This is a genomic window from Streptomyces sp. NPDC014006, from assembly GCF_043088925.1.
Taxonomy (GTDB): Bacteria; Actinomycetota; Actinomycetes; order Streptomycetales; family Streptomycetaceae; genus Streptomyces.
In genome coordinates, this window is the sequence record NZ_JBICAJ010000005.1 from 304999 (window position 1) to 319518 (window position 14520).

Below are 14520 nucleotides of genomic sequence, written 5' to 3' on the forward strand. Positions count from 1 at the left end.
CTCTGCACCAGCGTTCATCAGACTGCAAAGATTCCCCGCCCCCGGAAGTCCACCGGTTGCGGAATCCTAGGCTCCATGGACATCGACGCGAGAGGGCCGCGGTTCGGCGCGGCCGTGACGACCGTGGTGCTGGCCGTCGTACTGATCACCGGCAACGTCTGGCTGCTGGCCTGGCAGACGCTGGCGTTCGCGCTGGGCGCCGCGGGCGGGATGCAGCGCTCGCCGTACGGCTGGGCGTTCCGGACGGCGGTGCGGCCGCGGCTCGGGCCGCCGAGGGCGTTCGAGGCTCCGCAGCCGCCGCGGTTCGCGCAGGCGGTGGGGCTGGTGTTCGCCGGTCTCGGCCTGGCCGGCTACACCCTCGGGCCGCACTGGCTGGGCATGGCCGCGACGGCGGCGGCCCTGGCGGCGGCCTTCCTGAATGCGGTGTTCGCGTACTGCCTCGGGTGCGAGATGTACCTTCTGGTACGGCGTGCGGCGGTTCGCGCATAGTAAAGGCAGCATAAAGATGCAGGTGGATCATGGGGTGACGTGACGAGGATCTCGCGGCGGACGGGCACCAGGACTGGCTCCCCGCCCGTTGTTTGGGGCACGATCTGCGACAAGCCGTGAACCTACGGCTGCGTAACTTGACTTTCGCCGGGAACCTCTTTCTCTGACATTCCCTGGCACCGGATGAAGCAGGAAGGGTCCGTCCCGCCCATGGCAGAACTCGTTTACCGCCCCGTCATCGGTCTCGCCAAAACCCTGTTCAGGGCGTGGGACCTCAAGATCGACTGCCGGGGGTCGGAGAACATTCCGCGCACGGGCGGCGCGGTGCTGGTGAGCAATCACATCAGCTACCTGGACTTCATCTTCAACGGCCTCGCGGCGCTCCCGCAGAAGCGGCTGGTGCGCTTCATGGCGAAGGAGGCGGTGTTCCGGCACCGGATCTCGGGTCCGCTGATGCGCGGGATGAAGCACATCCCGGTGGACCGCAAGCAGGGCGAGGCCGCCTACGCGCACGCGCTGGACGCGCTGCGCTCCGGCGAGGTGATCGGGGTGTTCCCGGAGGCCACCATCTCGCCGTCGTTCACCCTGAAGAGCTTCAAGTCGGGTGCCGCCCGCCTCGCCCAGGAGGCCGGTGTGCCCCTGATCCCGATGGCGGTGTGGGGGACGCAGCGGCTGTGGACCAAGGGCCACCCGCGCAACTTCAAGCGCAGCCACACCCCGATCACCATCCGGGTGGGCGAGGCCCTCGAGGCGCCGCGCGACCAGTACGCGGGCGCGATCACCCGCCGCCTGCGCGAGCGCGTGCAGGAGCTGCTGGAGGCCGCCCAGCGCGCCTACCCGGTCCGCCCCAAGGACGCGAGCGACACCTGGTGGATGCCGGCGCACCTCGGCGGTACGGCGCCGACGCCGGAGCAGGTCCGGGCGGCGGAGGCGCACTGACCGCTCACACTCCGGCCCTCCCTCACAGAGCGGCCGGACAGCTCCGCCACAGGGACGGGACGTCCGGTGCGCCCCGCAGCGCCGCGAGGATCGCCGGGTGCGGGGTGGCGTACAGCTCCGGGCAGTCCCGCTCACCCGCCCCGGTGTCGGGTACGAAGGCCGGCTGCTCCCCGTCCAGGCGGAACGCCGCCCTCTCGCCGGGTTCGCCGCCGCGCGGGTCCTGACGGTGCCAGGCGCCGTCGAAGCGGACCGCGACCAGGCCGTGCACCACCTCGAACTTCTGACGGCACAGCGCCGTCGGGATGCCCTCGGCGCGCAGCAGCGCGGCCAGGGCGTGGGCCTTGGCGCAGCAGATGCCGGTGCGCCGCTCGATCACGTCGGAGGCGCGCCAGGTCTGGCGCGGGTCACCGGTGTCCAGCGAGTGCGGAATCTCGTCGCGCACGAACTCGAAGGCCAGGCGCGCATAGTCATACGAGTGGGTAGCGCCGTCGGCCAGTCGCGAAGCCGTCTGCCGCACCACCGGGTGATGGTGGTCGATGGCCTCGTCGGCCGCCAAGTACGCGGAAAGGTCCGGGGTGTTCTGGATCAGCTCCATGCCCGCAGGGCACAGGAATGCGATCACCCGAGAGACAATGACCTTTCAGGTGACCGCATCCTTGTGCGGCAGTGGCGACTACCGCGCCATCTCTTCCTTCAGTGCGGCGAGGAACGCGTCCACGTCGTCCTCCGTGGTGTCGAAGGAGCACATCCAGCGCACCACGCCGTCGGCCTCGTCCCAGAAGTAGAAGCGGAAGCGCTTCTGCAGCCGCTCGCTCACATCGTGCGGCAGCCGGGCGAAGACGCCGTTGGCCTGGACGGGGTGGAGAATCTCCACTCCGTGCACGGACCGCACGCCCTCGGCCAGCCGCTGGGCCATCTCGTTGGCGTGCCGCGCGTTGCGCAGCCACAGGTCCTTGGCGAACAGCGCCTCCAGCTGGACCGAGACGAAGCGCATCTTGGAGGCCAGCTGCATCGACATCTTCCGCAGGTGCTTCATCTGCCGCACCGCGTCCTGGTTGATGACGACGACCGCCTCGCCGAACAGCGCGCCGTTCTTCGTCCCGCCCAGGGAGAGGATGTCCACGCCGACGGCGTTGGTGAAGGTGCGCAGAGGCACGTTCAGCGACGCCGCCGCGTTCGATATCCGGGAGCCGTCCAGGTGCACCCGCATGCCGTGGGCGTGGGCGTGCTCGCAGATCGCACGGATCTCTTCGGGCGTGTAGAGGGTGCCCAGCTCGGTGGACTGGGTGATCGAGACGACCTGCGGCATCGCGCGGTGCTCGTCCTCGAAGCCCCACGCCTGCCGGTCGATCAGCTCGGGCGTGAGCTTGCCGTCCGGAGTGGAGACGGTGAGCAGCTTCAGGCCGCCCATCCGCTCCGGCGCGCCGCCCTCGTCAACGTTGATGTGCGCACTCTCGGCGCAGATCACCGCGCCCCAGCGGTCGGTGACCGCCTGGAGCGCCACGACGTTGGCGCCGGTGCCGTTGAACACCGGGAACGCCTCGGCCGTGGCGCCGAAGTGGCTGCGCACGATCCGCTGGAGGTTGCCGGTGTAGTCGTCCTCGCCGTAGGCCACCTGGTGCCCGCCGTTGGCCAGGGCCAGGGCGGCGAGCACCTCGGGGTGGGCGCCGGCGTAGTTGTCACTGGCGAAACCGCGGACCTCGGGGTCGTGATGGCGACGCGCGTCGGTCTTGGGTGGGTTCACGGCTTCTCGGTCAGCCACAGACGGTTTCCGTTCACTTCCGCGGCGGGCTTGTCCCAGACGCTCACGATCGCCTCGGCGAGGTCCTTGACGTCCGTGAAGCCCGCGAACTTCGCATTGGGGCGGTCGGCGCGCATCGCGTCGTGCACCAACGCCTTCACCACCAGGATGACAGCCGCCGAGGTGGGCCCGTCGGCGCCCTCGGCGATCCCGGCCTTGCGGAAGTAGTCCGCCATGGCCAGCGTCCACGCCTCGGAGGCGGCCTTCGCGGCGGCGTACGCCGCGTTGCCCGCGGTCGGCTTGGTGGCACCGGAGGCGCTGATCAGGACGTAGCGGCCGCGGTTGCTGCGCTGCAGCGCCTCCGAGAAGGCGAGGGAGGTGTGCTGGACCGTACGGATGAGCAGCAGCTCCAGGAAGTCCCAGTCGTCCAGGCTGGTCTTGATGAAGGTCTCGCTGCCGCGCCAGCCGCCCACCAGGTGGACCACGCCGTCGACGCGACCGAACTCCTTCTCGGTGCGCGTGGCCCAGTCCCGGGTGGCCTCCAGGTTCAGCAGGTCGACGGTCTCGCCGGTGACGGTCGCGCCGCCCTGCGCGTAGCGGGCCGCGTCCACGGCCTCGGACAGCCGCTCCGGGTCGTTGTCGGCGCCGACGACCGTCGCACCGGCCTCGGCGAGTCGCAGCAGCGCCGCCCGGCCGGCCGGTCCGCCCGCGCCGGCAACCGCGATCACCGCACCGCTGAGAGCCCCGTTCGCCATCTTCTTCGCCTCCGTAGCAGTGTTCTGGACGCGGTCGCTCACGCGGCGATCCGCTCGGCGCCGTTCGCCGTGATGCCCTTGGTCGAGGCAATCACGTTCTTCAGTTTCTTGGACAGCGCCTCATAGAACATGCTCAGCGGAAACTCGTCCGGAAGCACGTCATCGACGAGCTTGCGCGGCGGCTGGGTCAGGTCCAGGGCGTCGGGGCCCTTGGCCCACTTGGAGCCGGGGTGCGGGGCGAGGTAGGTGGAGACCAGCTCGTAGCCGGCGAACCAGTGCACGAGCTTCGGGCGGTCGATGCCGTCGCGGTACAGCTTCTCTATCTCGGCGCACAGCTGGTTGGTGACCTGCGGGGCGCGCTCCCAGTCGATGGAGAGCTTGTTGTCCGTCCACCGCACGACGTCGTGCTTGTGCAGGTAGGCGAAGAGCAGCTGGCCGCCGAGGCCGTCGTAGTTGCGGTTGCGGTCGCCGGTGACCGGGAAGCGGAACATCCGGTCGAAGAGCACGGCGTACTGCACGTCACGGGCCTGAGGGACGCCGTCCGCCTGGAGCTTCACGGCCTCCTTGAAGGCGGTGAGGTCGCAGCGCAGCTCCTCCAGGCCGTACATCCAGAACGGCTGGCGCTGCTTGATCATGAACGGGTCGAAGGGCAGGTCGCCGTGGCTGTGGGTGCGGTCGTGGACCATGTCCCACAGCACGAAGGCCTCCTCGCAGCGCTTCTGGTCGTGGACCATCGCGGCGATGTCCTCGGGCAGCTGCAGGCCGAGCAGGTCGACGGCGGCCTCGGTCACCCGGCGGAAGCGGGCGGCCTCGCGGTCGCAGAAGATGCCACCCCAGGAGAATCGTTCCGGCGCCTGGCGCACGGCGATGGTCTCCGGGAAGAGCACCGCGGAGTTGGTGTCGTAGCCCGAGGTGAAGTCCTCGAAGGTGATGCCGCAGAACAGCGGGTTGTCGTAGCGGGTACGCTCCAGCTCGGCCAGCCAGTCGGGCCACACCATGCGCAGCACGACCGCCTCGAGGTTGCGGTCGGGGTTGCCGTTCTGCGTGTACATCGGGAAGACGACCAGGTGCTGCAGGCCGTCCCGGCGGTCGGCCGCGGGCTGGAAGGCCAGCAGCGCGTCCAGGAAGTCCGGCACCTCGAAGCCGCCCTCGGACCACCGCTGCAGATCCTTGACCAGCGCCTCGTGGTAGGCGGCGTCGTGCGGGAGCAGCGGGGTCAGCTCACGCACGGCCTCGACGACCTCGTGGACCGCACCCTCGGCCTCGGCGCGCTGCGGGGCGCCCTCGGCCGTGAAGTCGATCGAGCCGTCCGTGGACTGCCAGGGCCGGATGCGCTCCACGGCGTCCTTGAGCCGGGGCCAGGCCGGGTGCTCCACCACCCTGCTCGCCGGAGGAATCTGCTCCTCCGCACCCGCCTGCACAAGAATTTCCGTCATGTCCCATCCTCCACTGCAAGACCTCGCGTAAGAAGACCGTATACATACACGGTTTCTCTCAGCAAGGGGCGGCTCGGGAAATTATCCTGCGCGACCCCTATGGTCACCGAAGTTTTTCCCGTCCGCTGGCAGAGGAGGGGTTTCTTCCCTTTTTGCGGGGTACGGATGGCTCCGTCGCCGACGGAAGTGAGCGGACCTTGAACTTCATCACCATTGGACACCGCGGCGTCATGGGCGTCGAGCCGGAGAACACGCTGCGCTCCTTCATGGCCGCGGAGCGTGCCGGTCTCGACGCGATCGAGCTCGACCTGCACCTGAGCAAGGACGGTGCGCTCGTCGTCATGCACGACGAGCGGGTGGACAGGACGACCGACGGCAGCGGGCCGATCGCCGACAAGACGCTGGAGGAACTGCGCTCCCTGGACGCCGGTCTCGGCGAGCGGGTGCCGGTCTTCGCGGAGGTTCTGGACGCGGTGAAGGCGCCGGTGCAGGCCGAGATCAAGGACGTGCGTGCGGCGCGGGTGCTGGCCGAGGTGCTGCGGGTGCGGGACCTGGTGGAGCGGGTCGAGGTGATCTCCTTCCACGACGAGGCGATTCAGGAGGTGGCCCGGCTGGTCCCGGGCGTGCGCACGGCGCTGGTCGCCGAGCACTACGGCCCCGAGGTCGTCGAGCGGGCGGTGGCGGCCGGCGCCGCGACCGTCTGCCTGGACATCCAGCGGCTCACTCTGGAGGTCGTCGAGCGGGCCCGCGGGGCCGGGCTCAGGGTCTTCAGCTGGGTGGTGAACACGCCGCAGCACCTGCGGCTGGCCCGCGCGCTGGAACTGGACGGCGTGACCACCGACCAACCGGAGATCAAGCGCGCCGGCCGCTTCACGGCGTAGACGGCGGCACGGGTCGCCCCCGGCGGCGAAGCGACCGGGGGCCGGCCGGGCCGAAGCCGCCCCTGGGGGTCGGCGGAGCCGGTGAGCGCCGGGGACACCCCCGGTGGGTACGGGGTGGCCGAGCGGCCGGTGAGCCGGACGTCGTGGTGGTGTCGGTGCGCTCCCCGGGGTCGGCTCGGCGAATACGGCCAGGTCGGCCGAACGGGCCGGTAGCGTCAGGCCGATGGGTGCCGTGGTGGCCGAACTGGCCAGTGCCAGGGTGATGCAGCCACTGGCTCCGGGTCGGCCGGGCGGCTCGGGGCCGGGGCTGCCGCGCCGGTGGGTGCCGGGGAGACGCAACCGCTGACTCCAAGGCCGCCGAGCGGCTCGGCCAGGGGCGGGCCCATCCGGTGTTGCCGGGTCGGCCGAGCGGCCGGGCCGGGCCGTCGGGCATGGGAACGCTGACCGCTCGGGCCGGTCCGGTGGGCGCGGGGGCGGTCGAGCGGCCCGGGTTCCGGGGGTCGCTGCGGGTCAGGTGAGTGGCTTGACCAGCAGTTCGAACTGGAGGTCGTCGCGCTGCGGGAGACCGAAGCGCTCGTCGCCGTACGGGAAAGGAGTCATCCGGCCGGTGCGGCGGTAGCCGCGGCGCTCGTACCAGGCGATCAGGTCGTCGCGTACGGAGATCACGGTCATGTGCATCTCCGTCACGCCCCAGATCGCGCGGGCCTGGCGCTCCGCCTCGGCTATGACGGCCTTGCCGACGCCCCCGCCCTGGAGGGTCGGGCGGACCGCGAACATACCGAAGTAGGCGTACTCACCCCGGTGCTCCAGCTGGCAGCAGGCGACCATCGCGCCGTCCTGTTCCACGGTGAGCAGCCGGCTGTCGGGCGACTTGATGACCTCCAGCACGCCCTCGGGGTCGGTGCGCTGCCCCTCGAGGATGTCCGCCTCCGTGGTCCACCCGGCCCGGCTGGCGTCTCCGCGGTAGGCCGACTCGATCAGCTCGACCAGGGCGTCGACGTCCGCGTCGGTGGCGTCGCGGAACGTCAGGGCGGTGGCGGGGGACTCCATGGGACGCTTCTCCCTCTGTCTCGGGGCTGTGGCGGGGCCGTCTGCGACGGGTCCGGCCGGTCTGGCGGGTCGGCCGGGTCGAGGGTAACCCTGCCACTAGGCTGCGGATGTATGGTGCACGTTCTCAGCAGCCGGACGCTTCTGCGCCCCACCGACCCCGAGCGCTCCCGCGCCTTCTACGGCGACCGGCTGGGCCTCGCCGTCTACCGTGAGTTCGGCACGGGCCCGGACCGCGGCACCGTCTACTTCCTCGGCGGCGGCTTCCTCGAACTCTCCGGCCGCTCCGACACCCCGTCCTCCCCCGCCGTACGCCTCTGGCTCCAGGTCCCCGACGCGGCGGCGGCGCACGAGGAGTTGCGGGGCAAGGGCGTGCCGATCGTGCGGCCACCGGTACGGGAGCCATGGGGGCTGATCGAGATGTGGATCGAGGACCCCGACGGCGTCCCGATCGTGCTGGTCGAGGTCCCGGCGGACCATCCGCTGCGCTACCGGCCCGGGATCTGAGCCCCGGACGCGGAGTCGTTCGGCACCGTGGCGCCTCCCTCCGCGTGCGGTGGCCGCCGTACCCGGGCCCGGCTAGCGTGCTGCGGGGGAGCTCGTGCTGGGAAGGAACGCCATGAAGCTCGACCGACCGGTGACCGGCGGGCCCTGCTGGACCGAGCTCGGAACCCCTGACCTGGAGGCGGCCAAGCGCTTCTACGCCGCCGTGTTCAACTGGCGGCCCGAGACGGATCCGCGCTCCGAGGCCGGTGGCTACACGGTCGCGCACCTCGGCGACGCGGCCGTGGCCGCGCTGTCGCCCCTGTACCAGGAATCGCAGCCGGTGGCCTGGAACGTGTCGTTCGCGGTGGAGGACGCCGACGCGGCGGCACAACAGGTGCGGGCGGCCGGCGGCACGGTGCTGCTCGGGCCGATGGACGTGCTCGACGCCGGCCGTTTCACGGTGGCCACCGATCCGACCGGCGCGCTCTTCCAGCTGTGGCAGGCACGCGCCTTCCCCGGTGCCGGGCTGTTCAACGCCCCGGGGTCGCTCGGGTGGGTGGAGCTGATGACCCGTGAGCCGAAGCAGGCAGAGGCCTTCTACACCACCGTGTTCGGCTGGACGGTCAACGCCTTGGAGCGCTACACGCAGTGGGGCGTCGCCGGGGACGACTTCGGCGGCATGACGGTGATGGACGACAAGTTCCCGCCCGAGGTGCCGCCGCACTGGCTGCCCTACTTCGCGGTGACGGACGTCGACATCACGGCGGCCGACGCGGCCGGGGCGGGCGGCACCGTCCTGATGGAACCCACCTCGGTGCCCGACGGCCCGCGCATCGCCGTCCTGCGCGATCCCCAAGGGGCCATGTTCGGCGTGTATCTGGCGGCCCGGGAAGGCTGACGCCGCCACACCTCAACGGTTTCTTCACCACCGCACGCCCTCTGTTCAAGGGGGCGTGCGGTGCGCTATACCTGCTGCGCTTGATTGATTCTGCTCGATGCGGCCCGATATCAAGCAGATTACGTCATTCGACGGCTGTCGATGCCGGGTCGCGCAGGATGTGAAGGGACCGATATGACCGCTCCATCCAGCAGATCCCGATCGCGGCGCCGCAGGCGCGGCGCGGCCGGTCTGGCCGCCGCGGCTCTGTGCGCGGCGCTCGCCGTCGCCGGCGCGCCCGCCCCGCCCGCGGCCGCCTCCGTCCCGGCCGCCGAGGCCGCCGCGTCGGGCGGCCTCGGGGACGTCACCGGCTTTTCGGCGTCCGGGGCCGTGTACACGTTCACCGCGGGGGCGGCCAAGGCCCGGGTGAGCTTCGTGTCCGGTGACACCTTCCGCATCGAGGCCGCACCCGACGGCACGTTCACCGATCCGGTCGGGTCCGACATCGTGCTGCCGCAGGGGGCCGCGCCGGCCACCCGGTGGGCCGATCGCGGGGACCGCTACGAACTGTCCACCGACCAGGTCACGTTGCGGGTGTACAAGGCTCCGTTGCGGTTCGCCCTGTACCGCGCCGACGGCACCCGGCTGTGGGAGGAGACCCGCGGCATCAGCTGGGACGGCACCTCCACCACGCAGACGCTGGCGCGGGGCGCGGACGAGCAGTTCTACGGCACCGGTGAGCAGAACGGCAGCGGGAACACCTCGCACCGCGGCAAGACCCTCAAGGTCGGCGTCGACTACAACTGGAACGAGGGCGGGCACCCCAACTCGGTGCCGTTCTACCTGTCGTCGGCGGGCTACGGCGTCTACCGCAACACATACGCGCCCGGGACCTACGCCTTCACCGATCCGGTGACCACCACCGAGCAGGAGAAGCGGTTCGACGCGTACTACGTCGCCGGGGCGAGCGCCAAGGACGTCATCGGCAAGTACACCGAGCTCACCGGGCGTCCGATGCTCCCGCCGATCTACGGGCTGGAGATCGGCGACTCCGACTGCTACCTGCACAACGCCAACCGCGGCGAACGGCACACCCTCGACGCGCTGAAGGTCGCCGACGGCTACGTCGAGAACGACATGCCGCTGGGCTGGATGCTGGTCAACGACGGCTACGGCTGCGGGTACGAGGACCTCGCCGAGACGGCGAAGGGACTGGGCGACCGCAGCATGCGGATGGGGTTGTGGACCGAGGACGGGCTGGACAAGCTCGCCGACCAGGTCAAGGCCGGGCAGCGGGTCGCCAAACTGGACGTGGCCTGGGTCGGCGACGGCTACAAGTTCGCGCTGGACGGCTGCAAGGCCGCGTACCGCGGGATCGAGGACAACAGCGACGCCCGCGGGTTCACCTGGGCGCCGGAGAGCTGGTCCGGTGCGCAGCGGTGCGGCGTGCAGTGGAGCGGGGACCAGTCCGGGAGCTGGGACTACATCCGCTGGCAGATCCCGACGTACGCGGGCGCCACGATGTCCGGGCTCGCGTACACCACCGGTGACGTGGACGGGATCTTCGGGGGCAGCGCCAAGACGTACGCCCGGGACCTGCAGTGGAAGGCGTTCCTGCCGGCCGTGATGACGATGGACGGGTGGGCGTCCTCGGACAAGCAGCCGTTCCGGTACGGGGAGCCGTACACGAGCATCAACCGGAAGTATCTGAAGCTGAAGGAGTCACTGCTGCCGTACATGTACACCTACGCGGCACAGGCGAACCGGACCGGGGTCGGGGCCGTGCGGCCGCTGGCGCTGGAGTACCCGGACGACCCGGTGGCCGCGTCCGACGCGGCGAAGTACGAGTTCCTCAGCGGTGAGGACTTCCTGGTCGCGCCCGTGTACCGGGACGCGGCGGTGCGGGACGGCATCTACCTGCCGAAGGGCAGGTGGGTCGACTACTGGTCGGGGCGGGTCTACCAGGGCCCGACGACCGTGAACGGGTATCAGGCGCCGCTCGACACGCTGCCGTTGTTCGTCAAGGCGGGAGCTGCTGTGCCGATGTGGCCCGGGATCAGGTCGTACCAGGACCGGACGGCGTCTTCGCCGCTGGCCTGGGACGTGTATCCGCAGGGCCGGTCCTCGTTCACCCTGTACGAGGACGACGGGGTGACCCGGCAGCACCGGGCAGGACGGTACGCCGAGCAGAAGGTGGTCGTGACCGCCCCCGACAGCGGCGCCGGTGCGGTGCGTGTCGACGTCGGCGCGAGCGCGGGTTCCTTCGCGGGCAAGCAGAGCGCGCGGCCGTACCGGTTCACCGTGCACACCGGGTCCGCACCGGCGCAGGTGCGGCTGGACGGGCGTGCACTGCCCCGGCAGGCGTCCAGGGCCGCGTTCGAGGCCGCTGCGGAGGGGTGGTGGTACGACGCCGGGGACCGGAGCGGCGTGGTCCAGGTGAAGACCCGGGCGGTCAGTACGGCGCGGGCGTTCCGGGTGGACCTGGATGCGGCCAGCGCGGTGGGCGGGCGCGTGCCCGGTGCCGTGGGCACGCTGGACGTGGTGGCCGACGCGGAGATGAGCGCGGGTGTGCCCGGGAAAGTCACGGTGGACTTCACCGCCGGGCGGGCGGGCGCGGAGGACGCCGCGGTGACCCTGAGCGCGCCGGAGGGCTGGACCGTGTCGCCCGCGCGGGCGCCGGGCAGCCTCGACGCCGGTGAGCGGGCGCGCGCCGAGTTCACGGTGACGCCGCCGGCCGATGCCGCCGTGGGCGAGGCCGTGCTCGGCGCGACGGCGCGGTACCGGGCCGCCGGGGAGCAGCGGGTGACCGTGCAGCGGGCCGCGGTGCGCACCATGCCGAGGCCGCCGGCCGGGGATGCGTGGGCGAGCGATCTGTCCTGGCTGAGCGCCTCCAATGGCTGGGGCCCGGCCGAACGCGACCGGAGCAACGGCGAGTCGGGGGCGGCCGACGGGCATACGCTCACCCTGAACGGCAGCAGCTATGCCAAGGGCATCGGTGCCCATGCCGACTCCGACATCGAGTTCTGGCTGGGCGGCGCGTGCTCCGCGTTCACGGCGACGGTGGGCGTGGATGACGAGATCAACGGGTACGGCGGGGTGTCGTTCTCCGTCGTCGCGGACGGGAAGACGCTGTGGTCGTCGCCGACCGTGTCCGGAAAGTCGGATCCGGTGGAGGTGCGTGTGCCGGTGAGTGGGGCGCGGCATGTGCATCTGGTGGTGACGGACACGGATGGGTCGAAGTCCGGGGACCATGGGGACTGGGCCGGGGCCGCGTTTCGCTGCGCGTGAGGGGGTTGGTGTTCGGGTGCGGGTGCGTTGTGGTTGCTCGCGCCGTTCCCCGCGCCCCTCTTGTGCCTGCGGCGGCCCGTGGCTGTCCGGTGGCCGGTTGCGGTAGCGCCTGCGGTTCGTTGTGAGTCGGGGCCGGGGCGGGGGGGTGCCCGTCCTCGGTCCGGCCGCCCGTCCCCGACGACGGCACCCTGTGCCGGTGCCGGCCGCTGCGGGCGGACACCCCCCATCCCGTCCCCTTCCCGCCGTACATGGGTGCCGGCCGTCATCTGGCTGAGCCGGCCGGCCCCAGCACCGGGTCATGTTCGGAGGGACTCCAGGCGGCCCTCCAGGCGGCCGAGCAAGTCGCCCAGGAGGGACGCCAGTTCGCTCTGGTGGGTGTCGTCCAGTGCGGACAGCACCGCCGTCTCGTACGCCAGCTGCTCCGGCAGGATCGTGTCGACCAGGTCACGGCCGGCGGCCGTGAGGCGGACGTGGGAGACGCGGCGGTCGCGGGTGTCGGTGCGGCGGTCGACCAGGCCGCGCTCGGTGAGCTGCTTCAGCCGCTTGGTGACGGCCGCGCCGGAGGAGAAGGTCTCGCGAGCCACCTCGCTCGGCGTCAGCTCGTGCCCGGTACGGCGCAGCGCACCGAGCAGGTCGAACTCGGCGCGGCTCAGCCCGGCCCGGCGCAGCGGCGCGTCCTCCGCCTGCTGCAGGAGCGCGGCGCAGCGGTTGACCCGGCCGATGATCTCCATCGGACCGGTGTCGAGGTCGGGGTGGACCGCCTGCCACTGCCGGACGACGGCTGCGACGGTGTCGCCCCTCCCACCGGCTGCGCCCGTTCCCTTGGTCCCCGTCATGGCCGTACGTCCTCCGCTCTCGCGTTGTCGTCCCGGTCCAGGGTCAGTCCCTGGCGTCGTACCGTCGCCGCGAGCGTACGGTGTCCCGCCTGTTCGGCGAGCACGACCCGGTCGTGCGGCAGGGCGCGCTGCCACCACTCGCCGGAGGCGGCCTCGGCGGTGGCGCGCAGGTCGACCAGCGCGACGGCGAGTGCGCGGCGGGCCGCTTCCAGGGCGGCAGGGGTGGTGTGGGGTTCGGTGAGGAGGCGAGCGGTGCGTTCGCGGGCCCGCTCGGCGGTGGTGAGGGCGTGTTCCAGGCGGTCGCCGGAGCGGCGGTTGGTGACGGCCACGGCGGCCACGAAGCCGACCAGGGCGCCGACCAGCGTGTCGACCGTGCGCTCGGTGATCAGTTCGGCGGAGTCCTGGAAGCGGGTGAACTCGGTGATCAGCAGTGCCATCGGGGTCACACAGATGGTGCCGAGCCAGTAGTTGCGGCCGATCAGCGCCTCCGCGCCGAAGTTGAAGGCCAGGCAGAGCAGGACGAGCGCCGCCTGGTGGAGGTGGGCCAGCGGGACGACCGCCGCGAAGACGAGGACGCCGATGACGTTGCCGACCACGCGCTGTACGGCCCGGCTCCAGGTGAGCGTGAGGTTGGCCTGGTAGAGGCTGGCCGCGGTGACCAGGGCCCAGTAGGGGCGGCCGACGCCGAGCGCGAGGGAGGCGTAGCCGGCCAGGGCGCAGCCGACGAAGGTGCGCACGGCGAGGGGGGCCAGGTGGTGGTGGCGCGGGGTGCGGGTGGTCCTCTCCGCTTCCACGCCGAGGAGTTCCTCCGCCTCGCCCGGCAGGTCGTCCACGCGTGGCAGGGGGCCGTTGCCGCGCAGGTCGCGGGCCCAGGCGCGCAGCCGCCCCCGGTCGCTGTCGGCGGGGGCCGCCAGGGCGACCTCGGCGCGGACGAGGAGGCGTTCCAGGCCGCGTCGGGTGCGGTCGGAGCGCAGCCCCGCGGTGAGCAGGGTCTGCCAGGCGGCCTGGACGGCGGCGGCCGCGGCGCCGCGGGTGTGCGCGTCGCCGGTGGCGGCGTGGGCGGCGGCGGTCAGGGCCTGCGCGGTGGCGCGCCGCTCCGGGCCGTGCGGGCGGACCAGGCCCGGCGCCATGCCGACCAGCCACGCCCAGGCGCCCGCCGCGAGGGTCATACCGAGGTGAGCGGGGATCTGCGCGAGGGTCTGGGGGACGAAGAGGGAGGCGGAGGTGATGAAGGTGAGGACGACGTTGCCGGGCGGGCCGAGGCGGGTGGCGTCGCACACGGCCTTCTGTACGGCGGCGAGCAGCGCCCCGACGGTGACCAGGACGAGCGCGCTCGTGGTGAGCGACGCCGCGATCAGCGCGACGGCGAGGCCGCCGGTCATGCCGAGGACGACCCAGGCCAGCGTGCGGGCCCGGGCGGCGTAGGGGCGGTTGTGGGCGTACAGGGCGCACAGGGATCCGGCCATCGTGTACATCGCCAGGTCGAGGCGACCGAGCGCCAGCAGGATCAGGTTCGGCGGCGCCACCGAGACGACGACGCTCAGCGCGGGCTTGAACCAGATCGGAGAGGGTCGGCCGAGCCTCAGGGCTCCGGCGAGGGGGAGAGGACGGATGTGCATGGCATTTAGCTTAGCGGGTGTTTTACTCGTGAAGCGTTTCGGGCGCGCTCCCCGCTTGCGCGCCCCGTGTACCCCTCTGCGCTTGCGTGAGCTCCGGGTGGTCCGGGCATCGCTCTCCCTGGACCG

At 71.7% G+C, this 14520-nt stretch carries 13 protein-coding genes; 6 read left to right on the forward strand and 7 right to left on the reverse strand.

What is annotated here, in order from left to right; all coding sequences use genetic code 11:
- Positions 1–75: 75 nt before the first annotated feature.
- Together ACF1GV_RS19630 and ACF1GV_RS19635 are read left to right on the forward strand one after the other, a co-directional pair.
- Entirely contained in the window at positions 76–489 is a 414-nt protein-coding gene (locus ACF1GV_RS19630) for a DUF4395 domain-containing protein (RefSeq protein WP_391682321.1), read from the forward strand.
- Positions 490–699: 210 nt separating this feature from the next.
- Entirely contained in the window at positions 700–1428 is a 729-nt protein-coding gene (locus ACF1GV_RS19635) for a lysophospholipid acyltransferase family protein (RefSeq protein ID WP_391682324.1), read from the forward strand.
- Positions 1429–1450: 22 nt separating this feature from the next.
- On the opposite strand, the gene ACF1GV_RS19640 is transcribed toward ACF1GV_RS19635, so the two are convergent.
- From ACF1GV_RS19640 to ACF1GV_RS19655, 4 genes are all read right to left on the reverse strand, one after another.
- Positions 1451–2023 carry a transglutaminase domain-containing protein gene (locus ACF1GV_RS19640; RefSeq protein WP_391682326.1) on the reverse strand — a complete coding sequence of 191 codons (573 nt, stop codon included), beginning with the start codon at positions 2021–2023 and terminating at the stop codon, positions 1451–1453.
- A gap of 78 nt (positions 2024–2101) precedes the next feature.
- Positions 2102–3172, reverse strand: coding sequence for a threonine aldolase family protein (locus tag ACF1GV_RS19645; RefSeq protein WP_391682329.1), 1071 nt, complete (start codon positions 3170–3172; stop codon positions 2102–2104).
- Positions 3169–3924 (reverse strand): SDR family NAD(P)-dependent oxidoreductase, encoded by a 756-nt coding sequence (locus tag ACF1GV_RS19650; protein WP_391682954.1) that lies wholly within the window; start codon positions 3922–3924, stop codon positions 3169–3171. Before ACF1GV_RS19650 ends, ACF1GV_RS19645 begins: the two co-directional genes overlap by 4 nt.
- A 38-nt stretch (positions 3925–3962) precedes the next feature.
- The gene (locus ACF1GV_RS19655) at positions 3963–5360 is read right to left on the reverse strand and encodes a DUF6421 family protein (RefSeq protein WP_391682332.1); all 1398 of its coding nucleotides are present in this window, start codon (positions 5358–5360) and stop codon (positions 3963–3965) included.
- A 197-nt stretch (positions 5361–5557) separates the two neighbouring features.
- On the opposite strand from ACF1GV_RS19655, the gene ACF1GV_RS19660 reads away from it, so the two are divergent.
- On the forward strand, positions 5558–6241 hold the full coding sequence (locus ACF1GV_RS19660) for a glycerophosphodiester phosphodiesterase (RefSeq protein ID WP_391682335.1): 684 nt from the start codon (positions 5558–5560) through the stop codon (positions 6239–6241).
- Positions 6242–6751: 510 nt separating this feature from the next.
- On the opposite strand, the gene ACF1GV_RS19665 is transcribed toward ACF1GV_RS19660, so the two are convergent.
- On the reverse strand, positions 6752–7291 hold the full coding sequence (locus ACF1GV_RS19665) for a GNAT family N-acetyltransferase (RefSeq protein WP_391682337.1): 540 nt from the start codon (positions 7289–7291) through the stop codon (positions 6752–6754).
- A 111-nt stretch (positions 7292–7402) separates the two neighbouring features.
- On the opposite strand from ACF1GV_RS19665, the gene ACF1GV_RS19670 reads away from it, so the two are divergent.
- From ACF1GV_RS19670 to ACF1GV_RS19680, 3 genes are all read left to right on the forward strand, one after another.
- A complete protein-coding gene (locus tag ACF1GV_RS19670; RefSeq protein ID WP_391682339.1) occupies positions 7403–7795 on the forward strand; it encodes a VOC family protein in 393 nt (130 codons plus the stop codon).
- A gap of 112 nt (positions 7796–7907) precedes the next feature.
- Entirely contained in the window at positions 7908–8672 is a 765-nt protein-coding gene (locus ACF1GV_RS19675) for a VOC family protein (protein WP_391682342.1), read from the forward strand.
- Between the two features lie 174 nt (positions 8673–8846).
- Positions 8847–11939: an NPCBM/NEW2 domain-containing protein gene (locus ACF1GV_RS19680; RefSeq protein ID WP_391682344.1), complete on the forward strand. Its 3093-nt coding sequence runs from the start codon at positions 8847–8849 to the stop codon at positions 11937–11939.
- A 296-nt stretch (positions 11940–12235) separates the two neighbouring features.
- Here ACF1GV_RS19680 and ACF1GV_RS19685 read toward each other — a convergent pair whose 3' ends face one another.
- Together ACF1GV_RS19685 and ACF1GV_RS19690 are read right to left on the reverse strand one after the other, a co-directional pair.
- The gene (locus tag ACF1GV_RS19685; RefSeq protein WP_391682346.1) at positions 12236–12775 is read right to left on the reverse strand and encodes a MarR family winged helix-turn-helix transcriptional regulator; all 540 of its coding nucleotides are present in this window, start codon (positions 12773–12775) and stop codon (positions 12236–12238) included.
- The gene (locus ACF1GV_RS19690) at positions 12772–14394 is read right to left on the reverse strand and encodes an FUSC family protein (RefSeq protein ID WP_391682348.1); all 1623 of its coding nucleotides are present in this window, start codon (positions 14392–14394) and stop codon (positions 12772–12774) included. The genes ACF1GV_RS19685 and ACF1GV_RS19690 overlap by 4 nt, the downstream gene beginning before the upstream one ends.
- Between the last annotated feature and the right edge of the window lie 126 nt (positions 14395–14520).